Here is a 23,096-nt window from a genome sequence, read left to right on the forward strand (position 1 = left end):
GGGGGCGGGGTGCCTTGGACCCCTCGGTCCACGGCACCCGGCGCTGTGCTTCACCCCTCGGCGTACCCGCTCGACCCGCCGGGCCCCTCGCCCCCGTCGCCCGGCACGCACCGCAGTACCCACACACCCTTGCCCATCCCCCCGCACGCCCCGCCGCCCGGGGCGCAGCGCCGCTGAGGAGGTGACCGCGCTGAAGCTGGAACTGCGCGGGATCACGAAACGGTTCGGATCGCTGGTCGCGAACGACCACATCGATCTGACCGTCGAGCCCGGAGAGATCCACTGCCTCCTCGGTGAGAACGGTGCCGGCAAGTCGACGCTGATGAACGTCCTGTACGGGCTCTACGAGCCGACGTCGGGCGAGATCGTCGTGGACGGACAGCCGCGTACCTTCAGGACCGCCGGCGACGCCATCGACGCCGGCATCGGCATGGTCCACCAGCACTTCATGCTCGTGCCGGTCTTCACCGTCGCCGAGAACGTGATGCTGGGCAACGAGGAGACCCAGGCGCTCGGCTGGCTGGACCGCCGCCGCGCCCGCAAGAAGGTGCTCGACCTGGTCGCCGAGTACGGCCTCGAGGTCAACCCGGACGCGACCGTCGAGGACCTGCCCGTCGGCCTTCAGCAGCGCGTCGAGATCCTCAAGGCCCTGGTACGCGACGCCAAGGTGCTCATCCTCGACGAGCCGACCGCGGTGCTGACGCCGCAGGAGACCCAGGAGCTGTTCCGCGTCATGCGCGCGCTGCGCGACTCGGGCCACTCGATCGTCTTCATCACCCACAAGCTCAAAGAGGTCAAGGCCGTCGCCGACCGCATCACGGTCATCCGCCGCGGCAAGGTCGTCGGCAGCGCCGACCCGTCCTCCTCCGAGACCGAGTTGGCCTCGCTCATGGTCGGCCGGCCCGTGGACCTGGTGGTGCACAAGGAGCCCGCGCAGCCGGGCGAGGTGCGCTTCACCCTCGAGAACGTCACCGTGCTCGACGACTTCGGCAACGTCCAGGTCGACAGCGTGGACCTGGAACTGCGCGAGGGCGAGATCCTCGGCGTCGCGGGCGTGCAGGGCAACGGCCAGACCGAGCTGACGCAGGCGATCCTCGGGCTGCGCCGGCCGGCCGCCGGCCGGATCCGGCTGGACGGCCGCGACATCACCGCGCTCAGTCCGCGCAAGACGCTCGACGCCGGCGTGGGGTTCGTCCCCGAGGACCGCCAGCACGACGGCATCGTGGGCGAGTTCACGGTCTCCGAGAACCTGGTGCTCGACCTGGTCACGCGCCCGCCGTACGGCGGAGGCATCGCGATCAACCCCAAGAAGGTGCGCGAGAACGGGTACAAGCGGGTCGAGGAGTTCGACATCCGCACGCAGTCGATCGACAGCCCGGCGGGCTCGTTGTCCGGCGGCAACCAGCAGAAGGTCGTCGTGGCGCGCGAAATGTCGCGCCCGCTGCGGCTGTTCATCGCCTCGCAGCCCACACGCGGTGTGGACGTCGGCGCGATGGAGTTCATCCACCAGCGCATCGTGGCCGAGCGGGACGTCGGCACGCCGGTCGTCATCGTCTCCACCGAACTGGACGAGGTCGTCGCGCTGGCCGACCGGATCGCGGTCATGTACCGCGGCCGCATCGTCGGCATCGTGCCGCCGACCGCGACACGTGAGCAGTTGGGCCTCCTGATGGCCGGTGTCGAGGACCCCGCGCTGCTGGAGAAGGCCGCCACACGTCCGTCGCTGGAACTGGACGTCGAGGACACCCCGCGCGACCGCCACAACGACGGCGACAACGACACGGACACGACCGGTGGAGAGGAGGGGCAGGCATGAGCGACGCGAACAACGACGGCGACGGCAAGAAGCCCGAGGGCAGCACGCCTGCCGAGCAGCCTGCCGGGACACCGGCCGGAACCCCTGCCGGGACGCCCGCCGAGCAGTCGGCCGAGACGCCCGCCGACAAGCCCGTCGCGGCCGTCGCCGCCGCGAAGAAGGCCCAGGCGCAGCCGCGGAAGTCGTTCGGGCGCCAGGTCGTCGACGGCATCGTCACCGGCAACTCGGCCGTCGTCACGTTCCTGGCGATCGTCCTGGCCCTGCTCGTCGGCGCCGTCCTGATCGTGCTGTCGAACCAGGACGTCCTGGACAAGTACAAGTATTTCTTCGACGACCCGGGCGACGCGATGTCGGCGTCGTGGAACCTGGTCAAGGACGCGTACGTCGCCCTCTTCAAGGGCTCGATCGTCGACCCGGGCACTTTTGACAGCAACTACGCGCCCTACATCCTCAACCCGCTCTCCGAGACGATCTCGCAGGCCACCCCGCTGATCTTCGGCGGTCTCTCGGTCTCGATCGCCTTCCGCGCCGGGCTGTTCAACATCGGTGCGCAGGGCCAGCTCATCGCGGGCGCCATCGTCGCGTCGTGGGTCGGCTTCACCTTCGACCTGCCGGGCACGCTGCTGCTCATCCTCGTGATCGTCGGCGGCATCCTCGGCGGCGCCGTGTACGCCGGGCTCGCCGGCGTCCTCAAGGCCCGCTTCGGGGCCCACGAGGTGATCATCACGATCATGTTCAACTACATCGCGCTGAACTTCCTCGCGTGGCTGCTCACCACCGACACCTTCCGCGAGGAGAACCAGCAGCAGCCAATCGGCAAGCCGCTGGACGACGGCGCGCTGCTGCCCCGGCTGTTCGGCGACGAGCTGCGCATCAACCTCGGCATCATCCTCGCGCTCGCCGCGGTGGCGCTGTACTGGTGGATCCTCAACCGCTCGACGATGGGCTTCGAACTGCGCGCGGTGGGCTCCAACCCGGACGCCGCCCGCACCGCGGGCATGAGCGTGGGACGCGCGCAGATCGTGGCGATGGCCATCGCGGGCGCGATGGCCGGCATGGTGGGCGTCTCGCAGCTCGCCGGCCCGTACAACGCGGGCCACCAGCTGAGCCCGACCATCGACGCGGGCCTCGGCTTCACCGCCATCACCGTGGCGCTGCTCGGCCGCACCAAGCCGCTGGGCGTGATCTTCGCGGCGCTGCTGTTCGGCGCGCTCCAGGCGGGCGGTTCGAAGATGCAGGCAGCCGTGGGCGTGTCGATCGACATCGTCATGGTCATCCAGGCGGTGATCGTGCTCTGCGTCGCGGCACCCGCCCTGGTCCGCACGATCTTCCGCCTCAAGGGCGCACACCGGGGCGGCGAAGGCGGCCTGGTGGCGAAGGAAACCGCAGGGGCGGAGGCCGTCTGATGTCGAACACTCTCATCACCCCCGAGGCAGAGGCGCCCCAGGAGGCCACGGGTGCCGCGGCGCGTACGCTCGCGGCCGCCGCCCGGCGCCGCGCGCTGATCACCGGCATCGGCTTCGTCCTGATCGGCGTGTACGCGCTGTGGGCCTTCGGCTTCGGCACCAAGGGCGGCGTCGACGCGGTCTTCGGCCTGACCGTCTCCGGCTCCGGCCCCGAGGTCGGCGACCTCGACGTCGCCGCGCGCGGCACCGCGATCGCGATGTCGATCCTGTGCATGGCGGCGGGCGTGGCCCGCATCCTGCTGGACCGGTCCAAGCTCGCCCGGCGGCTGAGCGCCGCGGTGTTCGTGATCGCGTTCGTGGTCGCGTTCCTCAGCTGGGCCATCGCCGGCAAGCAGATGTCCTTCGCGGGCGCGCTGCAGAACACGATGCTCGCCGCGACGCCGCTCATCCTCGGCGCCCTCGCGGGCGTCATCGGCGAGCGCTCCGGTGTCGTCAACATCGCCATCGAGGGCCAGTTCCTGGCCGGCGCGTTCTCCGCGGCACTGGTCGGCTCCATCACCGACTCGCTGTACGCGGGCCTGGTGGCCGGCGCGGTGGCGGGCGGCCTCGTCGGGCTGCTGCTGGCCGTGTTCGCGGTGCGCTACCTGGTCGAACAGGTCGTGCTCGGGGTCGTCATCAACCTGCTCGTCGCGGGCATGACCGGCTTCCTGTACTCGCAGCTGCTGCGGCCGAACAGCGACAAGTACAACAACCCCGGCACCTTCGACAACTGGGCGATCCCCGGCCTGTCCGAGATCCCGGTCATCGGCCCGGTGCTCTTCGACGTCAACGTGATCGTGTACCTGATGTACGTCCTGGTCGCGGTCGTCCACCTGGCGCTCTTCCACACCCGCTGGGGCCTGCGCGCCCGGGCGGTCGGCGAGCACCCGACGGCGGCGGACACGGTCGGCATCAAGGTGCTGCGCACCCGCTACCTGAACGTTTCGGGGGCCGGCCTCATCGCCGGCATCGGCGGCGCGTTCCTCACCATCGGCACGGTCGGCACGTTCAGCAAGGACATGGCGTCCGGCGCGGGCTACATCGCGCTGGCGGCGGTCATCTTCGGCCGCTGGCGTCCGCTGGGCGCCGTCGCGGCGGCCCTGCTGTTCGGCTTCACGAAGGCCCTCGCGACGTCGCTCCAGCCGCTGCAGACGCCGATCCCGGCGGAGTTCCTCCAGATGCTGCCGTACATCGTCACGGTGTTCGCGGTGGCCGGCCTGGTGGGCAAGGTCCGACCGCCGGCCGCGGCCAACAAGCCTTACACGAAGGGCTGACGGCATGACCGGCACCGATGCGGGCAGCCGTCCGACGACCGGCGCGGACGTCGACTGGGAGGCACTGCGGGACGCGGCGCGCGAGGCGATGACGCACGCGTACGCGCCGTACTCGAAGTACCCGGTCGGCGCCGCCGCGGTGGTCGACGACGGGCGTACCGTCGTGGGCTGCAATGTGGAGAACGCGTCGTACGGCGTGACTTTGTGCGCGGAATGCGGTCTGGTGGGAGCCCTGCACGCGAGCGGCGGCGGCCGCCTCGTCGCGTTCACGTGCTGCGACGGCGACGGCGCGGTGCTGATGCCGTGCGGTCGCTGCCGCCAACTCCTGTGGGAGCACGGCGGCCCGGGGTTGCTGGTGGACACCGCGCGGGGCATCCGGCCGATGAGCGAGGTCCTGCCGGACGCCTTCGGCCCCGACAACCTGACCTGAAAGTGAAGCGAGGAGCCTGTTGAGCATGGACGCCATCTCCGTCATCCGCACGAAGCGCGACCGAGGCGAGCTGACGAACAGTCAGATCGACTGGGTGGTCGACGCCTACACGCGGGGCGAAGTCGCGGACGAGCAGATGTCCGCGCTCGCGATGGCGATCCTGCTCAACGGCATGACCTCCGCCGAGATCAACCGCTGGACGGACGCGATGATCGCGTCCGGCGAGCGCATGGACTTCTCCGGGCTGTCGCGGCCGACCGCCGACAAGCACTCCACCGGGGGCGTCGGCGACAAGATCACCCTGCCGCTCGCGCCGCTGGTCGCCGCGTGCGGCGTCGCCGTCCCGCAGTTGTCCGGACGCGGCCTCGGCCACACCGGCGGCACGCTCGACAAGCTGGAGGCCATCCCCGGCTGGCGGGCGCAGCTCTCGAACGACGAGATGCTCGCCGTCCTGGAGTCGGTCGGCGCGGTCGTCTGCGCGGCCGGCGACGGCCTCGCCCCCGCCGACAAGAAGCTGTACGCGCTGCGCGACGTCACCGGCACCGTCGAGGCGATCCCGCTGATCGCCAGCTCCATCATGAGCAAGAAGATCGCCGAGGGCACCGGCGCGCTGGTCCTCGACGTCAAGGTCGGCACCGGCGCGTTCATGAAGGAACTCGCCGACGCCCGCGAACTGGCCCGCACGATGGTGCGGTTGGGCGTCGACCACGGCGTCCGGACGGTCGCGCTGCTGACCGACATGGCCACGCCGCTGGGCCTGACCGCCGGCAACGCCCTCGAAGTCCGCGAGTCCGTCGAGGTGTTGGCGGGCGGCGGTCCGGCCGACGTCGTCGAACTGACGCTGGCCCTGGCCCGCGAGATGCTGGCCGCCGCGGGCGTGACCGACCGGGACCCCGCCGAGGCGCTCAAGGACGGCTCGGCGATGGACGCCTGGCGCCGCATGATCGCCGCGCAGGGCGGCGACCCGGACGCCGCGCTGCCCACCGCGCGCGAGACCCACGTGGTGACGGCGAGCGCCTCCGGCGTGCTGACGCGCCTGGACGCGTACGCCGTCGGCGTGGCCGCCTGGCGCCTGGGCGCGGGCCGCGCGCGCAAGGAAGAGGCCGTGCAGGCGGGCGCGGGCGTCGAGATCCACGCCAAGCCGGGCGACACGGTGGCCCAGGGCCAGCCGCTGCTGACCCTGCACACGGACACCCCCGAGCGGTTCGACTACGCGCTCGAGGCGGTCGCCGACTCGTACGACGTCGCGGCCCCGGGGACGAGGTTCGAGCCCACCCCCATCGTCATCGACCGCATCGGCCCCACCTCCTGACCGGCCCCGCCTCGTGACCGGCCCCGCCTCGTGACCGGCCCCACCTCGTGACCGGCCCCACCTGCTGAACCTTTCCGCCGAGGCGTACCTCTGCCAGGGTCAGGCCCTGGCTGGGGCGCGCCGCGCGGAGGACTGCGTGACCGGGGTGGCGGCGGAGTTCCTGGTGCGCAGACCGGCGGTCACCAGGGCGGCCAGCGCGCACAGGGTGAGGACGAAGGCGACGGCACCCGGCCAGCCGATGTCGTGGAAGGCGATGCCGCCGAGCGGGCCGCCGAGGCTGCTGCCCAGGTAGTACGCCGCGATGTACAGCGCGGAGGCCTGCGCCCGCCCGCGCGTCGCCCGCAGCCCGACCGCCGCGCTCGCCGCGGCGTGACCGGCGAAGAAGCCGGCGGTCAGGACGACCAGGCCGGGGATCACGAACACCAGGTGGTCGGGGAGCGTGAGGAGCGCTCCGGCGGCGGTGACCGCGGAGGCGGCCCACAGCGTGCCGCGGTGGCCGAAGCGGCCGACCATGCGCCCCGCGGCGGCGGAGCTGAACGTACCCGCGAGGTAGATGACGAAGACCGCGCCGACGACCGCCTCGGGGAGGTTGAACGGGGCGTCGAGCAGGCGGTAGCCGAGGTAGTTGTAGACGGTCCCGAAGGCCGCCATGAAGAGCATGCCCAGCAGGTAGAGGCGGCGCAGGACCGGGTCGGCCAGGTGCGTGCGCAGCGTTCCGGCGAGTTCGCGCGCGCTGCGGTCCGCCGGGCGGAAGTTGCGCGAGCGGGGGACCAGGACGCGGAACGCGACCGCGCAGGCGAGGGCGACGAGGCCGATGGTGAGGAGTGCGGTACGGCAGCCGCCCAGGTCGCCCGCGAGCCCCGTCACCAGGCGGCCGCCCATGCCGCCGATGCTGTTGCCCGCGACGTACAGCCCCATCGCGGCCGGGAGCGAGGTGCCCTCGATCTCCTCGGCGAGGTACGCCATCGCGGTCGCCGGGAGGCCCGCGAGTGCCACGCCCTGGAGGGTGCGCAGGGCGACGAGGGTGCCGAAGTCCGGTGCGAACGCGGCCAGTACGCCCAGCAGCGCGGCGGCGAAGACCGACACGGTCATGATCCGCGTGCGGCCCCAGCGCTCGGAGAGCATGCTCACCGGGATGACCGCGAGGGCGAGCGCCCCGGTGGCGACCGAGACGGACGCACTCGCCTGGGCCGGGCTGAGGTGGAACGCGCCGGACAGCTGCGGCAGCAGGGTCTGCGTCGTGTAGAGCATCGCGAACGTCGCGCATCCGGCGAGGAAGAGCGCGAGGTTGACGCGGCGGTACGCGGCGGTGCCCTTCGCGTGGCGGGCCACGGGGGCGGGTCCCGGTGTGGCAGGTTCCGGCGCGGAGGACTCGGACTGTGCGGACGACGCGGACATACCGACGAACGTAGGGCCCGTCGAGTCATGCGTCCAATGCATGTTTCGGTGATGATTGATGCCATGTCGTATGAGAGCAGGTCAGCCGGTGGCGCACGCCCGGACGGTGCCGAGAATCCGTTGGAGGTCCTCGTGCCCAGGCTCGTGCACTTCGCGGCGGTGGCGCGCAGCGAGCATGTGACGCGCGCCGCCGAGGAGTTGGGCGTACCGCAGCCGACGCTCAGCCGCTCGATGGCGCGGCTGGAGGCCGAGTTGGGCGTGCCCCTCCTGGTGCGCACCGGGCGCGGGGTGCGCCTGACGCGGCAGGGCCGCACACTGCTGGCCGCCGTCGAGCCGGTGCTCGACCGGCTCGACGAGGCGTGCGAGGAGATCCAGGGGGAGGTGAGTGCGGCCCGCGGCAAGGTGGCGTTCGGCTTCCTGCACACGATGGGTGCCGAGGCCGTCCCGGGACTGCTGCGCGCGTTCCGCGCCGACCACCCCGGGATCCGCTTCTCGCTGGTGCAGGACTCGGCCGCGTCGATGCTCGTCCGGATGCGCGCGGGGGAGTTGGACCTGTGCCTGACCTCACCGCTGCCGGACGACCCCGACCTCGCGGTGCGCGCACTCGACGACCAGCGGCTCTACCTCGTGGTCCCGGCCGACCACCGGCTCGCGGGCCGCGGGCGGGTGCGGCTGGCCGAGGCGGCGGGCGAGGAGTTCGTGTGCATGGAGCCCGGGTACGGCCTGCGCCGCATCGTCGACGCGCTGTGCGCGGAGGCCGGGTTCGTGCCACGCGTCGCCTTCGAGGGCGAGGAGGCCGAGACGCTGCGCGGCCTGGTCGCGGCGGGGCTCGGGGTCGCGCTGCTGCCCGCGCCCGAGGCGGTACGGCCGGGGACCGTGCAGCTGGCGGTCACCGAGCCGCGCGCGTACCGCACGATCGGCCTGGCGTGGCCGCGGGAGCGCCCGGAGACGGCACCGGTACGGCTGTTCCGCGAGTTCGTCATCGGCCGTACCGGCCGGTTGCTGGGCCGGGGCTGAGACCGGACCGCGGCCCCGACTGCGGCCGGGTGGTGCCCCGGGGCATCCTCGGGGCGGCGGGGGGGCGCCTCGGCCGACCTGGACCGCCATCTTTTCCGCGCCCTGTCTTCACCTGACATTCGTGCCTTCTACGCGCGTAGGTACTAAAGTCTGCGCATGCACAGCCAACACGCAGTCTCGCCCTCGGCCGAGCACATCCGCCGAGCCCCGAAGGTTCTCCTCCACGACCACCTCGACGGCGGCCTGCGTCCGGCCACCATCGTCGAACTCGCCGCCGCGGTGGGCTACGGCAACCTCCCGACCGACGACCCCGACGCACTCGGCACCTGGTTCCGCGAAGCGGCCGACTCCGGCTCGCTGGAGCGCTACCTCGAGACGTTCACGCACACCTGCGCGGTCATGCAGACGCGCGAGGCGCTGGTGCGCGTCGCCGCCGAATGCGCCGAGGACCTGGCGGCCGACGGCGTCGTGTACGCCGAGATCCGCTACGCACCCGAGCAGCACCTCGACGCCGGCCTGACCCTGGACGAGGTCGTCGAGGCCGTCAACGAGGGCTTCCGCATCGGCGAGCACAACGCCGCGCGGACCGGCCACCGCATCCGCGTCGGCGCGCTGCTGACCGCGATGCGGCACGCCGCCCGCTCGTTGGAGATCGCCGAACTCGCCAACCGCTACCGGGACGCGGGCGTCGTCGGCTTCGACATCGCGGGCGCCGAGGCGGGCCATCCGCCCACCCGCCACCTCGACGCGTTCGAGTACCTCCAGCGCGAGAACTTCCACTTCACGATCCACGCCGGCGAGGCCTTCGGCCTGCCGTCGATCTGGGAGGCCGTGCAGTGGTGCGGCGCCGACCGGCTCGGACACGGTGTGCGCATCATCGACGACATCGACGTCAAGGACGACGGCTCCGTCTCGCTCGGCCGCCTGGCCGCGTACGTGCGCGACAAGCGCATCCCGCTGGAGATGTGCCCGACCTCCAACCTCCAGACCGGTGCCGCCGATTCCTATGCGGACCACCCGATCGGCCTGCTGCGCAAGCTGTACTTCCGGGTCACCGTCAACACCGACAACCGGCTGATGAGCGGGACTTCGATGACCCGCGAATTCGAGCACCTGGTCGACGCGTTCGGCTACGACCTGGACGACATGCAGTGGTTCACGGTCAACGCCATGAAGTCCGCGTTCATCCCGTTCGACGAACGGCTGGCCATGATCAACGAGGTGATCAAGCCCGGTTACGCCGCACTTCGCGCCGAATGGCTTTTCCCGCGCGGCTGACCTGCGGATTCGGCGGAACGCAATACGCCCGGACGGCCTCGGCAAGCGGCCGCCCGGGCCTTTTGCGTTTTGCACTCCCCGTCTTGCGTTCGCTACCTTTCGTGGTCATGTCGTCACGTGGCGTGGTAGAGCCGCGTCCGGAAGATGAGGATGCTCATGGGATCGGTAACGCGTAAGGCAGCTGTCACGGCCGGGCTCGGTGCGGCGATCGTGGCCGGAACGGCCGGATCGGCGATGGCCGTGACCGGTGGCAACGCCGGACTGCTCAACCCGAACGTCCCCACGGTGCCGAAGGTGGCGCAGGAGAACAGCGGCACCCTCGGGCCGTTCCCGATCAGCGGGGTGACCGACAGCCTGCCGACCGGCCAGGTCACCGGCGGTCTGGACACCGCGGCGCAGACTGCGACGCAGTCGCTGCCCACCAACGCCCTGCCCGCCAACGCCCTGCCGACGAGCGCCCTGCCCGGCGTTCCCGGCCTCACCGGCTGACCGTACGGCTGCCCGCCGCCGGTCCGCGTCCCCGCACGGCGCGGTCCGGCGGTTTCCCGTGTCTCGGGCAGGTCAGAACCGGTCGTACAACGAGCGCGCGACGTTCCCCAGATAGGGGCCCGTCATCGTCTCCGCGGTCGACGTCGTTATCCCCAGCGAGATATTGCTGACCAGATATCTCTTGCCCTCGACTTCCGCGAACCAGCCCCCGCCGCTGGACCCGCCGGTCATCGTGCAGCCCATCCACAACATCGCGGGCTCCGGCCACCCGGTGTTGCGGAAGTCCGTGGTCGGCGAGTGGCAGGTGAACAACTCGCTGCCGTCGAACGGCTCTTCGCCCGGGTACCCGAACGAGTCGACGGTCAGGTTGCGCGGCGCGTTGAACAGGATCTCGGCGCTGTTGCCCAACTCCTCCTCCAGCGACTGCCGGCCGGGGGGCGGCTGCACGATGAACGCGCCGAAGTCGAAGGGCGAGGCGGTGCTGTCGCGTTCGGGGTCGGCGTCCTCGACCCACTGGTCGCTCACCTCGACCTGGCGGGCCGGCCAGCGGCCGTACGGCGCCTTGTCGGCGGACGTGCGCCCCGCGCCGTTGTAGCCCGGGATGAACGTCACGCGCTTGTAGAAGTCGCCGCTCTGTCCGCCGTGCAGGCAGTGCGCCGCGGTCCAGACCATGTTGCCCGTCGGATGGCTCACGACGGTGCCGCTGCACTCCGCGACGCCGCCCGGCACCTCGAAGAAGATCTTGCCGCGTATCGCGGTCTCCTGGTCGTACGGAGCGGAGACGCCCTCGGCGTCCACCGTGCGCGGCGGCCGGAAGTTCGGGTTCGATGGAGCCTCGACGCCCTGCGGGCCGACCGGCTTGGCCTCGCCGAGCCTGCCCTCGTCGTCCCAGAAGCGGTTGTTGTCCTCGATCTCCTGGTCGGAGTACTTCTTGGACGACATCGCGGACGTCTTCGCCGCCTTCACGGCGAGGGTCCCGCTCAGGAAGAGCCCCAGCAGCGTGACGATCACGCCGCCCACGACGGACAGCGTGATGATCCTGTTCCTGTGGTACGTCGGCCCCACCGGGCCTCCCCCCTCGCCTGCGCCGTACGTCCGTCCCCGGTCCGGACACCGTCCGGACCCTGAACGGATGATAGGCGCAAGACCCCCGCTGCGGCCGGGCGCGGGTCACCTGTCCTTGGGGACGACCACCCACATCGCCAGGTACAGCAGGAACTGCGGGCCGGGCAGGAGGCAGGAGACGACGAAGGCGATGCGGACCGCCTTGGGGGTCCAGCCGAAGCGGCGTGCGATACCCGCGCAGACGCCGGCGATCATCCGGCCTTCGCGGGGCCGGGTCAATCGTGCGGGTTGCGTCATGGCGTACATGGCGATCTGTTCCTCCTCGGAGCGGCGCGTACCTCGCACCCTCACCTTCGAAGGTACGCAGGACCGAGGCGCATTTCGTCCTCCTGCCGGACCGGACGGACATGCTGCGCAAGGCGGAGGAACCGCCTCGCGGGCGTAGGGGATTCCTCAGGGTTCGACCCTGAGGACGAGGGACCGGCCGACCCGCGGCGAGGCCGAGGCCACATAGACCGACGACACACAGGCCCAGGACGAACAGCCGACGACGGACAAGCCGAAGACGAACAGGCCGCCAAGGACCGCCAAGCGGACGAGGTCGGCGCGGCCTAGGTGGACGGGGTCGCGGACGGCGTGGGCGGCGTGGGCGGCGTGGGCGGGGGGCCGGCTTCGGGGCCGAGCGGCCCGTCCTCGAACGTCGCGCACGACAGCGGGCGTCCCGGGCCGGTACGCCCGGCCAGGAGCACCGAGGCCGACTTCGCCGCGTGTTGGAGCGTGCAGACCACCTGGCCCAGCGCCACCGGGTCCAGCTCGGAGACGGCGGCCAGGTCGAGGCGGATCAGGATCGCGGGGTCCTCGGCGACCGGCTCGGCGAGCTTCACCCCGCCGACCGGCAGCCTCGTCGTCCAGCCCGCGGCCGCTTCCTCCGCGTTCGGCCCGTGGCCCAGTTCGCGCAGCAGGCGGTCTATCAGCGACATGCGCAGCGGGTCGCCCGGCACCGGCTGGCGCGTCGAGTTCTGCCCCGGCACCGGCAGGTCCACCGCGTCGCCGCGCAACACCGGCGCGGGGCGGCCGTTGCGCACGAGGTAGATCGAGTGCATGGCCAGAACGGGCGACGTCGCGGTGCCCTGAGGCCGCTTCGCGGGCTCGCCGGCGTTGATCGGGCCCTCGGTCTCCCGGATCCCGCACCCGACGAGCAGCGCCGCGGCGCCGACCACGCCGACGAGGGCGAGGGTGCGGCGGGAGCGCCGGTACCGGCCTACGGTCCGGGGCGAGGCCGTGCCGGACGGCGTGCGCCGGGCGACGTGCCGGGCCGGGCTCACGGGGCACCTCCGAGCCGGAGCGACGTGTCGGACCCGTCGTCCATCTCGTCGTCGGCCGGCGGGACCAGCGGCAGCCGCAGGCTGAACATCGCGCCTCCGCCCGGGACGTTGGACGCGGACGCCGTACCGCCGTGGATCCGCGCGTTCTCCATCACGATGGACAGGCCGAGGCCGCTGCCCTCGGAGCGTGCCCGTGAGCTGTCCGCCTTGTAGAACCGGTCGAACACGTGCGGCAGGACCTCCTCGGGGATGCCGGGGCCGGTGTCGGACACGTCGATGACCAGGTCTTCCGTACCCTCCACGGCGAGCATGCCGGGTACGTGCGTGCGGGGCTCACGGCGGATCTCGACGGTCACCGGCGAACCTCCGTGCCGCAGCGCGTTGCCGACCAGGTTGGACACCATCACGTCGAGGCGGCGCGCGTCCACCCGGGCGATGATGCCGCGTGCCGAGCGCAGGTCGACGGCGTCCATCCAGGCGCGCGCGTCGAGGCACGCGGTGACCAGGTCGGCGATGTCGACGTCGTCGAGGACCAGGGCGGCGGTGCCCGCGTCGAAGCGCGAGACCTCCATCAGGTCCTCGACCAGCGTGGCGAGCCGGTCGATCTCCGCGACGACCAGGCGGGCCGCGGGGGCGCCCTGTTCGCCGAGGCTGTCGGCCTCCTCCTCCAGGAGCTCGCTCACCGCCGTCATCGCGGCCAGCGGCGTGCGCAGTTCGTGCGACACGTCGGCGACGAACCGCCGCGACGACGCCTCAAGTGCCCGCAGCTCCGTGACGCTGCGCTCCAGCTTCTCGGCCGCGTCGTTGAAGGTGCGGGCCAGATCCGCGAGTTCGTCGGAGCCCCGGACGTCCAGCCGGGTGTCCAGCTTGCCCGCGCCCAACTGCCGGGCGGCGTCGCCGAGTCGGCGTACCGGACGCAGCACGTGCCGGGCGCCGACCAGGGCGAGCACGGCGGCCGCGCCGAGCGCGAGCACGGCACCGGTCGTCAGATAGCGGGCGAGCGACGTCAGGTCGGTCTGCTCGGCGCGCAGCGACTGGAACATGTAGCCGGTCGGGCCGTCGGCCTGCCCCGGGGCCGACGCGACGACCTTCGTCCCGCAGATCAGGTACGGCTGGCCGTCTATGTTCACGCGCTTGAAGTACATGTGGTACTTCAGCTGGTCGTCGGTGGTGTTCACCACCCGCCGCAGGTCCTCGGGCACGTCGTCGAGCGTGAACTCGCCGTCGCTGGGCGCCGAGATGAGGTCGTCCTTGCCGACCAGCACGACCTGGTAGCCGAAGCTGGTGCTCTTGAGCTGCAGCGCGGCCGCGTCGAGCTGCTCCCGCGTCGGGTCGGCGGGCAGGTTCGCGGAGACCCGGCCGAGGCCGTCGCGGAACTCCTTGATGACCGAGTCCTGCGCACGCTGGAGCACCGCGTTGCGGGTCAGCCAGTAGGCGATGCCGGAGGCCGCGACCGCCGAGATGAGGGCGACGATCGCGAACACCGCGAGGATGCGCACCCGCAGCGAGCTCAGACGCATCGCATGGCCGAGCCGCGCGAGCACCGGGCGGCGCGAGCGGGGACGGGCGGTGGACTGCTTCCGCGTACGGCCGAACCGGCCCGTCACGGCGGGTCGAGGCGGTAACCCACGCCCCGTACGGTACGGATGAGCGTCGGTGCGGACGGCACCAACTCGACCTTGGCACGCAGTCGTTGGACGCACGCGTCCACCAGGCGCGAGTCACCGAGGTAGTCGTGCTCCCAGACCAGCCGCAGCAGTTGCTGCCGCGACAGCGCCTGGCCCGGCCGGCGGCTCAGCTCGACGAGCAGCCGCAGCTCGGTCGGGGTCAGCGACAACTCCTCGCCGCCCTTGGTCACGATCATCGCGTTGCGGTCGACCACCAAGTCACCGAACACCGAGGCGTCCGAGACCTCACGCTCGCCGCGCCGCAGCACCGCACGGATGCGGGCGTCCAGGACGCGCGGCTGCACCGGTTTGACCACGTAGTCGTCCGCACCCGACTCCAGGCCGACGACCACGTCGATGTCGTCGTTGCGCGCGGTCAACAGGATGATCGGCAGCGAGTCGGTGCGGCGGATCCGCCGGCACACCTCGAAGCCGTCGATTCCGGGCAGCATCACATCCAGCACGATGAGGTCGGGGCGCTGCTCACGCCACCGCTCCAAGCCGAGCTCGCCGGTGGCAGCGGTCACCACACGGTGACCCTGGCGGCCAAGCGCGAGTTCGAGGCCGGTGCGTACGGCCTCGTCGTCCTCGATCAGCAACAGGTAGGGCACGCGAGCCATTGTGTCTGACGTCACGGGTGGGAAGAACACGGGTCCGCATTCCGCGGTTCTCCGGCACCGCGCCCTGTTGCACAGCTGTGACACGAGGCAGACGGTCCGATGAAGCCCGACCAGCAGAGTTGTGGCTGTGAACGAAGCTCGCGTTGGAGCAGGGTTTGGGGGAGGAACCATGCAGTCACAGCTGATCGACCGCCACGAGAACCGCCGCACGGTCGTCGCGCTCGCCGCGGTCCCGAGTGCCGGTACGCCGGCCTCGCGCGCCGCCGTGCAGGACACCGGTTGCGTGGACGACGACTTCACGGCGTACGTGCGGGAGCGCCGCTCGGCGCTGTTCGCCACCGCCTACCACCTCACCGGGGACCGCAACGAGGCCGAAGACCTCCTGCAGAGCGCCCTGATGAGCACCTACCAGGCGTGGGGCCGCATCCAGGACAAGGCCGCGCTCGGCGGCTACCTGCGCCGCACGATGACCAACCTGCACATATCGGCATGGCGGCGCCGCCGCATCGGCGAGTACCCCACCGAGGAGATGCCCGAGCGCCCCGACTGCTCGGACTCGATGGGCGACACCGAACTGCGCGCGGTGCTGTGGTCGGCACTGGCCAAGCTGCCCGAGCCGCAGCGCACGATGCTCGTGCTGCGCTACTACGAGGGCCGGACCGACCCCGAGGTCGCCGAGGTGCTCGGCGTCAGCGTCGGCACGGTCAAGAGCAGCATCTGGCGCGCGCTGCGCCGGCTGCGCGAGGACGAGGCGCTCAGCTTCGGCGCGGACGAGGCGTTCGCGGAGCTGGTTGCCTGAGCCGCGGTACGTGAGGTGCCCCGCCGTCGTGGCGGGGGCTGCGCGACGTGGAGAGTTCACACCGGTCCGGGGGGGCTTGTGGGGACCTGGAGTCCCGGGTGTGGTCCGTTCGCCGGACCGGCCCGGGACTTCGTCGTTTCCGGGTTTTCCCGGAAGCGGTCGTCTGCCGGGCTGTGCTGTCACGCGGTTGAGGACGGCGCGGCCGCGGGTTCGGTTCCGGCGGGTGTCACGTTGCCCCGACGACGGCAGTTTCGCTACCTTGCGTGTTTGATCGGGTGCTCTTCGTGTCCGGTCGCGGTCGGCGACGCGCCGGCTGGTCGTGTCGTACGGAAGGACCTGCCATGGCTTCGGCAATGCGTACCGTGATGGCCGCGTCGATCGGCGCCGCCGTGGCCCTGGGCGTCGCCGCCCCGGCCGCGACCGCCGCGCCCAAGGCGCCGGGCCCCACGCGCCTGGAACCGGCGCTGGACGCGGCCGTTCCGGCGGCCGTCGACCCGGCCGCGAAGGTGGCGCTCAACCCGCTCGCCGGCACCGGCGTGAACCCGCTCGACAACTCGGTGGGCACCACGGTCGGCGACCTGCCGCTCAGCAGCGGGATGGTCACCGGCCAGATCGCCGACGGCACCAACCTGGAGGAGATCGTCCGGGGCATCACCGGCTGACGCCGCGCCTCCGCGCGCGGCGAGCGCAAGCCGGGGATGCGCGGCCCGGCTTGCGCTCGCATGTTCGGCCGGGGCCGCGCAAGCTCGGACCCGCAGGAGTGACCCCGTGACCCTTGGGCTCCGCCGATCGTTGGCGGAACAAGGGAGCCACACCGCGCACCCGACGCTCTCCGGCTCGCGGACGGGTCAGTTGCCCGTCGGGTGCCACACGGTGCGGGTCTCGGTGAACGCGAGCATGCGGCCCACACCCGGGTCCGCGGACCAGTCCGGCTCCTTGGCCTCGGGGCGCAGCACGCGCTTGAGGTTGTCGGCCGAGGCGATCTCCAGGTCGCGGACCGACGCGACGCCGGCGTTGTGCGCCGCGCCCGCGAGGTCGATCGCGTTGACGTCCTGGTGCGCGGCCAGCCACGGGGCGACCTCGGCGACCGGACCGCTCAGCAGGTTGACCACGCCGCCCGGCACGTCGGCGACGCCCAGCACCTCGGCGAACGCCAGCGCCGGCAGCGGTGCCTTCTCGGACGCCAGCACGACCGCGGTGTTGCCCGTCGCGATCGCCGGGGCGACCACGCTGGTGAGGCCGAGCAGCGACGACTTCTGCGGGGCGAGGACCGCGACGACGCCGGTCGGCTCCGGGGTCGACCAGTTCGCGTACGGCCCGGCCACCGGGTTCGCGCCGCCCGCGACCTGCGCGAGCTTGTCGGTCCACCCCGCGTACCAGACCCAGCGGTCCACCGACGCGTCGACGAGCGCGAGCGCCTTGCCCCGGCCGAGGCCCTCGGCCGCGGCGACCTCGGTGGCGAACTCCTCGCGGCGCGCCTCCAGCATCTCCGCGACGCGGTAGAGGACCTGGCCGCGGTTGTACGCGGTCGCGCCGGACCAGCCGCCGAACGCCTTGCGTGCGGCGACGACCGCGTCGCGGGCATCCTTGCGGGTGCCGCGCGGCGCGTTGGCCAGCGGACGGTCCTTCGTGTCGGTCACCGCGTACACCCGCCCGCTCTCGGACCGGGGGAACTTGCCCCCGATGTACAGCTTGTAGGTCTTGTTGACCGCCAGACGGGCCGTCCCCGGGGCGCGCATCAGGTCTTTGGACATCGCAGCCTTGGACATCGAAGCCTTAGACATCGAGGTACGCCTCCAGACCGTGGCGGCCGCCCTCGCGGCCGAACCCGGACTCCTTGAACCCGCCGAACGGCGACGCCGGGTCGAACCGGTTGAACGTGTTGGTCCACACGACACCCGCGCGCAGCCGCTGCGCGGTCCACAGCGCCTTGGCGCCCTTCTCGGTCCACACGCCCGCCGACAGGCCGTACGGCGTGTTGTTGGCCTTCTCGACCGCCTCGGCGGGGGTGCGGAAGGTCAGCACCGACAGCACCGGCCCGAAGATCTCCTCGCGCGCGATGCGGTGCGCCTGCGTCACGCCGGTGAACACGGTCGGCGGGAACCAGAAGCCCTTCGCGGGGATCTCGCACGGCGCGGTCCAGCGCTCGGCGCCCTCGTCGTCGCCGGACGCGACCAGCGTCCTGATGCGGTCGAGTTGGGCGGCCGAGTTGATCGCGCCGACGTCGGTGTTCTTGTCCAGCGGGTCGCCGAGGCGCAGCGTGCCCAGGCGGCGGGTCAGCATCGCCAGCACCTCGTCGGCGACCGACTCCTGCACGAGCAGGCGCGAACCGGCGCAGCAGACCTGGCCCTGGTTGAAGAAGATGCCGTTGACGATGCCCTCGACCGCGGAGTCGAGCGCGGCGTCGTCGTAGACGATGTTCGCGGCCTTGCCCCCGAGTTCGAGGGTCAGCTTCTTGCCGGTGCCGGCGACCGTGCGGATGATCTCCTTGCCGACCGGCGTCGAGCCGGTGAACGCGATCTTGTCGACGTCCGGGTGCGCGACGACCGCGCGGCCGGTGGCGCCCGCGCCGGTGACGATGTTGACGACCCCGGCCGGCAGCCCGGCCTCGACGCAGATCTCCGCGAACCGCAGCGCGGTCAGCGGCGTGGTCTCGGCGGGCTTGAGGACGACCGTGTTGCCGGCCGCCAGCGCCGGGGCGATCTTCCAGGCCAGCATCAGCAGCGGGAAGTTCCACGGGATGACCTGGCCGGCCACGCCGTGCGGCTTCGGGTCGGGGCCGTGGCCGGCGTACGCGAGCTTGTCGGCCCACCCGGCGTAGTGGAAGAAGTGCGCGGCGACGAGCGGGATGTCGACGTCGCGCGACTCGCGGATCGGCTTGCCGTTGTCGAGGGTCTCCAGGACCGCGAGCTCGCGGCCGTGCTCCTGGACCAGGCGCGCGATGCGGAACAGGTACTTGGCGCGCTCGCTGCCGGGCAGCGCGGACCAGCCCTTGAACGCCTTGCGGGCCGCCTTGACCGCGCGGTCGACGTCCGCGTCACCACCGACCGCGACCTCGGCCAGGACCTCCTCGGTGGCCGGGTTGACGGTCTTGAGCACGCCGCCGTCCGCGGCTTCGGAGAATTTGCCGTCGATGAACAGCCCGTATGACGCCGCGATGTCGACGGCGGAACGGGACTCGGGCGCCGGGGCGTACTCGAACGCCTTGCCCGGTGTGGAAACGTCTTTGCTCACGGGTCAGTCCACCGTCACGTAGTCGGGGCCGGAGTAGCGGCCGGTCGCCAGCTTGTGACGCTGCATCAGCAAGTCGTTGAGCAGGCTGGAGGCGCCCAGGCGGAACCAGTCGGGGGTCAGCCAGTCCGGGCCGGCCGTCTCGTTGACCAGGACGAGGTACTTGATCGCGTCCTTGGTCGTCCGGATGCCGCCGGCCGGCTTGACGCCGATCTGGCGCCCGGTCGCGGCGCGGAAGTCACGTACCGCCTCCAGCATCACGAGCGTCACGGGCAGCGTCGCGTTGGTGGCGACCTTGCCCGTCGAGGTCTTGATGAAGTCGGCGCCGGCCAGCATGGCGAGCCACGACGCGCGGCGCACGTTGTCGTACGTCGACAGCTCGCCGGTCTCCAGGATCACCTTCAGGTGCGCGCTGCCACAAGCCGCCTTGACGGCCACGATCTCGTCGAAGACCTGCCGGTAGCGCCCGGACAGGAAGGCGCCCCGGTCGATGACCATGTCGATCTCGTCGGCGCCCGCGCGCACCGCCTCCACCACGTCGGCGAGCTTGACGTCGAGGGCGGCGCGGCCGGAGGGGAACGCGGTGGCCACGGACGCCACGTTGACGGGCGCGGCGCCGAGTGCCTTCTTGGCCTCGCCGACCAGGTCCGGATAGACGCAGATCGCGGCGGGCCGCGGCGCGTCGGGGGCGCCGGGGTCGGGGTGGAGGGCCTTGGCGCACAGCGCCCGGACCTTGCCGGGGGTGTCGGCACCCTCCAGGGTGGTCAGGTCGATCATCGAGATGGCGAGGTCGATCGCGAAGGCCTTGGCGTCCTTCTTGATCGAACGCGTCCCGAGCATCGCGGCACGGGACTCGGCCCCGACCTTGTCGATGCCGGGAAGCCCGTGGAGGAACCGGGTCAGGGCCGCCTCGGAGGACGTCACCTCGGCCGGGTCGGCTGGGAAGGCAGACAGCATGGTCACCACATGAGCATATCTACACGCGTAGCTGACGGCCAGAGGGGCTATCAAACGGAACGTTTCGCCCCTTGGCCCGCCCAGCGGCCCGGCACGCGCCCAGTAAGGACCGGCGGAGGCCCGCGAATCCGCGCGGAACGCGGCCGCCCGGCGGATCCCCCGAGGCCCGGGCGCTCGGCCTGCCGTTTCCGAGCCGCCGGGGCGTGGGGCACAATCCCGAGTCATGAACACCGATGAGGGCGTCACCACCTACCGGTCCAAGCCGGCCGTCTTCACGGGCGTCGCGCTGCTCGCCGCCGGGCTGTGGCTGGTCGTCGACAGCCTGGTCCGTGCCGACGGCAAGGCCTCGGTGACCGTCGTGGGAGCCGTGGTCGCGGTGGGCGCGGTGGTCGTCGCGCTCACGCTGCGCGCGGCGGTGTTCGCCGGGCCGGAGATGCTGCGCATCCGCAACCCGTTCCGCACCATCGAGATCCCGTGGGGCGCCGTGCAGGAGGTCCGTGCGGAGTACTCGTTGGAGGTGCGGGCCGACGACCGCAAGTTCCACATCTGGTCGATCCCGGTCTCGCTGCGCGAGCGCAAGCGGGCCATGCGCGTGAACTCGCGGTCGGCCGCGGAGAGCCCCTACGGCTCCCAGCACCACGAGATCGCGCAGGCCGCGCTCGCCGACCACGCGGTGGCCGACTTCCGCGGCATGGCCGAACAGATGGGCAAGGAATCGACGGGACCGGTCAAGGTGGCCTGGTCCTGGGAGATCCTCGCGCCCTTGGCCGCGGGCATCGTGCTCGCGGCGATCGGGGCGGCCCTGTAGCGGCCCGGTAGCCGCCGTACGCGGGTGGTCCCGCCCGGCGCTCACAGGCAGTTCACGGTCAGGTTCCGGAACGTCGCGCTGAACAGGCCGGTCTTCGGGGAGTTGAGGACCGTCATGCCCGCGTCGGCGCGCCCCTCGGGCAACGCCGCCTCGCCCGGCAGGGGCTTCCACGGCTCGGTGTCCGCGGCCCGCCACTGCGCCGTGACCTTGTCGCCCTGGCGCTCCAGGCGCAGGGACACCGTGTCGGACGTGGCCCTGACCTTGCCTTCCGGCTCGGTGTTGTAGGGCGTGGTCAGCTTGTAGTGCACGGAGTTCGCGAAGTACTCGAAGGCGATGGCGTCGAAGTCGCCGTAGCCGCGCTCCAGCCGCACGTAGTTGTGCTGGTCGGTGAACAGCAGGAGTCCGGCGGCCTGGTAGCCGACGCGCGGGTCGACCGTCACGCGCGTCTCGACGGTCAGGTCCCCGTTGACCCGGGCGCTCGCGAAAGGCGCGGTCACCTTGCCCTGGAAGTCGGCGCGTACGTCGGACTCCGGCTCGGCCGTGATGACGTACCCCGCCGCCGTCTGCTCCGGCTCGATGCCGTCGGTCGGCGTGCTGATCTGCGGATACACCGTGGTCCCGGTGAAGTTCGCGGACACCGCGCCGCAGGCGGCGGGCGACGCGGGGCCGCCGGTGCCGGGAGTTCCGGAGTTGGGGCTCGCCTTGCCGCCGCCCTCCGGGTTCTTGTCGTCGTCGAGCAGGCGCGGGGTGAGGACGGCGGCCGCCACGGCCAGTGCCATGACAGCGACCGCCGCGACAACGACGATGCGGCGGCGCTGGCCCGTGCCTGCCGAGGCGGGGCCGCCGGGGCGCTCGGACGGTGGCGCGTGCGGCGGCTGCCCGGGCGGCGCGAGCGACGGCGACGGCGGCGCCGATGGTCGCGGCGACGGGGATGCCACCGGTGGTACCGCCGGTGGTATCGCTTGCGGCGCGGTCGCCTGCGACGACGTCGGTGGTCCGGTGGGCTGTTGCCCGGGCGGCGGTCTGAGCGGCGCGGGCTGGGACAGGGGCTCGGATATGGGCTCGACCGGCGGCGGGGGTTGCAGCGCGGGAGGCACCGGGGCCGCGGGCTCCGGGTGCTCTACGACCGTCTCCGCGGCGGGGGGCGCCTCCCGGCCGAAGGCCAGGGGAGGGTCCTCCGCCAGCAGCGCCGCCGAACGCGCGAGCACCAACTCGGTCAACGGCCGCGGCAGCCACGCGCCCGCGCGGGCGTCCGGGCCGAACTCCGCGAGCCGGTCCAGGATCTGGCCGGGCGTCGGCCGGTCGGCGGGTGCCTTGGCGAGCATCGCGGCCACGAGCGGGCGGAAGGGTTCGGGCACCCCGGACACGTCCGGCTCGCCGTACAGGACCTTGAAGAGCAGTTCGGTGAACACGCCTTCGCCGAACGGCGTTTGGCCGGTCGCCGCGTACGTCAGCACGGCACCGAGCGCGAACACGTCGGTGGCCGGGCCGATCGCGCCGCTGCCCGCCTGCTCGGGGGCGAGGAAGCCGGGCGAGCCGACCAGGAACCCGGTGCGCGTGATGGTCCCGCCCTCCAGCGCGCGGGCGATGCCGAAGTCGATCAGGCGCGGCCCGTCCGCCGCCAGCATCACGTTGGCCGGCTTGAGGTCGCGGTGCACAAGTCCCGCGGCGTGCACGGCGATCAGTGCCTCCGCGATGCCGCCCGCCAACTGCCGCAGCGAACCCGGCAGCGGGCCGAAACGGTTCACCGCGTCGTCGAGCGCGACCCCGGCCACGTACCCGGTGGCCAGCCACGGCGGGTCGCCCTGTGGGTCGGCGTCCAGCACAGGTGCCGTGAAGACGCCGCTCACCGACCGGGCCGCCGCCACCTCCCGCGCGAACCGCACGCGGAAGTCGGCGTCGTCGGCGAAGTCCGCCCGGATGACCTTGAACGCGACCGGTCGCCCTCCGGGCGAACGCGCGAGATAGACGCGGCCCATGCCCCCGGCGCCGAGCCGGGCGAGCATGCGGTACCCCGCGATGGTCGACGGATCCTCAGAACGCAATGCTTCCACGGTTGTCCCTCCCCGCAACCACGGTAGAGCGACGGGAACGGTTCAGGCAGGCGATCGTGCGGCGCGGGTGACACGGGATGCGGGCGGTGGCGGGCGGTGTTCGAACACCGC

At 72.0% G+C, this 23,096-nt stretch carries 21 protein-coding genes; 11 read left to right on the forward strand and 10 right to left on the reverse strand.

Translation table 11 applies throughout. The annotated features are described in order from the left end of the window. Positions 1 to 181 precede the first annotated feature (181 nt). Genes AB0C36_RS35650 through AB0C36_RS35670 form a run of 5 tightly spaced genes read left to right on the forward strand, consistent with a single transcriptional unit; the run spans position 182 to position 6,277 of the window. Positions 182 to 1,816: an ABC transporter ATP-binding protein gene (locus tag AB0C36_RS35650; RefSeq protein ID WP_358362539.1), complete on the forward strand. Its 1,635-nt coding sequence runs from the start codon at positions 182 to 184 to the stop codon at positions 1,814 to 1,816. Further along, complete coding sequence (locus AB0C36_RS35655) at positions 1,813 to 3,222, forward strand: ABC transporter permease (protein WP_358362541.1); 1,410 nt, start codon at positions 1,813 to 1,815, stop codon at positions 3,220 to 3,222. The genes AB0C36_RS35650 and AB0C36_RS35655 overlap by 4 nt, the downstream gene beginning before the upstream one ends. Next, positions 3,222 to 4,535, forward strand: coding sequence for an ABC transporter permease (locus AB0C36_RS35660; protein WP_358362542.1), 1,314 nt, complete (start codon positions 3,222 to 3,224; stop codon positions 4,533 to 4,535). Before AB0C36_RS35655 ends, AB0C36_RS35660 begins: the two co-directional genes overlap by 1 nt. Before the next feature lie 4 nt (positions 4,536 to 4,539). Continuing rightward, positions 4,540 to 4,965 (forward strand): cytidine deaminase, encoded by a 426-nt coding sequence (locus AB0C36_RS35665; protein ID WP_358362544.1) that lies wholly within the window; start codon positions 4,540 to 4,542, stop codon positions 4,963 to 4,965. 19 nt (positions 4,966 to 4,984) lie between these two features. Then, on the forward strand, positions 4,985 to 6,277 hold the full coding sequence (locus tag AB0C36_RS35670; RefSeq protein ID WP_358362545.1) for a thymidine phosphorylase: 1,293 nt from the start codon (positions 4,985 to 4,987) through the stop codon (positions 6,275 to 6,277). Between the two features lie 99 nt (positions 6,278 to 6,376). Here AB0C36_RS35670 and AB0C36_RS35675 read toward each other — a convergent pair whose 3' ends face one another. Beyond that, positions 6,377 to 7,675, reverse strand: coding sequence for an MFS transporter (locus AB0C36_RS35675; RefSeq protein ID WP_435839181.1), 1,299 nt, complete (start codon positions 7,673 to 7,675; stop codon positions 6,377 to 6,379). A 63-nt stretch (positions 7,676 to 7,738) separates the two neighbouring features. Between AB0C36_RS35675 and AB0C36_RS35680 the strand changes: the two genes are divergently transcribed. The 3 genes from AB0C36_RS35680 (at position 7,739) to AB0C36_RS35690 (ending at position 10,459) form a co-directional block, all read left to right on the forward strand. Beyond that, entirely contained in the window at positions 7,739 to 8,692 is a 954-nt protein-coding gene (locus AB0C36_RS35680) for a LysR family transcriptional regulator (RefSeq protein WP_358362549.1), read from the forward strand. 156 nt (positions 8,693 to 8,848) lie between these two features. After that, positions 8,849 to 9,970 (forward strand): adenosine deaminase, encoded by a 1,122-nt coding sequence (locus AB0C36_RS35685; RefSeq protein ID WP_358362551.1) that lies wholly within the window; start codon positions 8,849 to 8,851, stop codon positions 9,968 to 9,970. A gap of 156 nt (positions 9,971 to 10,126) precedes the next feature. Beyond that, positions 10,127 to 10,459, forward strand: a complete 333-nt coding sequence (locus AB0C36_RS35690) for a hypothetical protein (RefSeq protein WP_358362553.1) — start codon at positions 10,127 to 10,129, stop codon at positions 10,457 to 10,459. Between the two features lie 72 nt (positions 10,460 to 10,531). Here AB0C36_RS35690 and AB0C36_RS35695 read toward each other — a convergent pair whose 3' ends face one another. The 5 genes from AB0C36_RS35695 to AB0C36_RS35715 form a co-directional block, all read right to left on the reverse strand. Next, positions 10,532 to 11,524: a trypsin-like serine peptidase gene (locus AB0C36_RS35695; RefSeq protein WP_358362554.1), complete on the reverse strand. Its 993-nt coding sequence runs from the start codon at positions 11,522 to 11,524 to the stop codon at positions 10,532 to 10,534. Between the two features lie 105 nt (positions 11,525 to 11,629). After that, positions 11,630 to 11,821, reverse strand: coding sequence for a PspC domain-containing protein (locus AB0C36_RS35700; protein ID WP_358362566.1), 192 nt, complete (start codon positions 11,819 to 11,821; stop codon positions 11,630 to 11,632). A 314-nt stretch (positions 11,822 to 12,135) separates the two neighbouring features. Then, complete coding sequence (locus AB0C36_RS35705) at positions 12,136 to 12,849, reverse strand: hypothetical protein (protein WP_358362555.1); 714 nt, start codon at positions 12,847 to 12,849, stop codon at positions 12,136 to 12,138. Next, positions 12,846 to 14,369: an ATP-binding protein gene (locus tag AB0C36_RS35710; protein ID WP_435839182.1), complete on the reverse strand. Its 1,524-nt coding sequence runs from the start codon at positions 14,367 to 14,369 to the stop codon at positions 12,846 to 12,848. The genes AB0C36_RS35705 and AB0C36_RS35710 overlap by 4 nt, the downstream gene beginning before the upstream one ends. Positions 14,370 to 14,452: 83 nt before the next feature. Then, a complete protein-coding gene (locus AB0C36_RS35715) occupies positions 14,453 to 15,127 on the reverse strand; it encodes a response regulator (RefSeq protein WP_281475360.1) in 675 nt (224 codons plus the stop codon). Positions 15,128 to 15,305: 178 nt separating this feature from the next. Here AB0C36_RS35715 and AB0C36_RS35720 point away from each other — a divergent pair, with 178 nt between their 5' ends. Further along, the gene (locus tag AB0C36_RS35720) at positions 15,306 to 15,935 is read left to right on the forward strand and encodes a SigE family RNA polymerase sigma factor (protein ID WP_358362557.1); all 630 of its coding nucleotides are present in this window, start codon (positions 15,306 to 15,308) and stop codon (positions 15,933 to 15,935) included. A 341-nt stretch (positions 15,936 to 16,276) separates the two neighbouring features. After that, positions 16,277 to 16,597: a hypothetical protein gene (locus tag AB0C36_RS35725; protein ID WP_358362558.1), complete on the forward strand. Its 321-nt coding sequence runs from the start codon at positions 16,277 to 16,279 to the stop codon at positions 16,595 to 16,597. 186 nt (positions 16,598 to 16,783) lie between these two features. Here AB0C36_RS35725 and AB0C36_RS35730 read toward each other — a convergent pair whose 3' ends face one another. From AB0C36_RS35730 to deoC, 3 genes are read right to left on the reverse strand one after another with little or no spacing between them, the layout of a single operon-like run. Next, positions 16,784 to 17,704: an aldehyde dehydrogenase family protein gene (locus AB0C36_RS35730; RefSeq protein ID WP_358362560.1), complete on the reverse strand. Its 921-nt coding sequence runs from the start codon at positions 17,702 to 17,704 to the stop codon at positions 16,784 to 16,786. 7 nt (positions 17,705 to 17,711) lie between these two features. Next, entirely contained in the window at positions 17,712 to 19,169 is a 1,458-nt protein-coding gene (locus tag AB0C36_RS35735) for an aldehyde dehydrogenase family protein (RefSeq protein ID WP_358362561.1), read from the reverse strand. Positions 19,170 to 19,172: 3 nt separating this feature from the next. Next, positions 19,173 to 20,123, reverse strand: coding sequence for a deoxyribose-phosphate aldolase (deoC, locus tag AB0C36_RS35740; protein ID WP_358362568.1), 951 nt, complete (start codon positions 20,121 to 20,123; stop codon positions 19,173 to 19,175). Positions 20,124 to 20,346: 223 nt separating this feature from the next. On the opposite strand from deoC, the gene AB0C36_RS35745 reads away from it, so the two are divergent. Next, the gene (locus AB0C36_RS35745; protein ID WP_358362563.1) at positions 20,347 to 20,931 is read left to right on the forward strand and encodes a PH domain-containing protein; all 585 of its coding nucleotides are present in this window, start codon (positions 20,347 to 20,349) and stop codon (positions 20,929 to 20,931) included. A 41-nt stretch (positions 20,932 to 20,972) separates the two neighbouring features. Here the strand turns inward: AB0C36_RS35745 and AB0C36_RS35750 are convergent, their stop codons facing one another. Continuing rightward, a complete protein-coding gene (locus tag AB0C36_RS35750; protein ID WP_358362565.1) occupies positions 20,973 to 22,976 on the reverse strand; it encodes a protein kinase domain-containing protein in 2,004 nt (667 codons plus the stop codon). Positions 22,977 to 23,096: the final 120 nt, after the last annotated feature.

The sequence above is a fragment of the Streptodolium elevatio genome, assembly GCF_040649515.1.
GTDB lineage: Bacteria > Actinomycetota > Actinomycetes > Streptomycetales > Streptomycetaceae > Yinghuangia > Yinghuangia elevatio.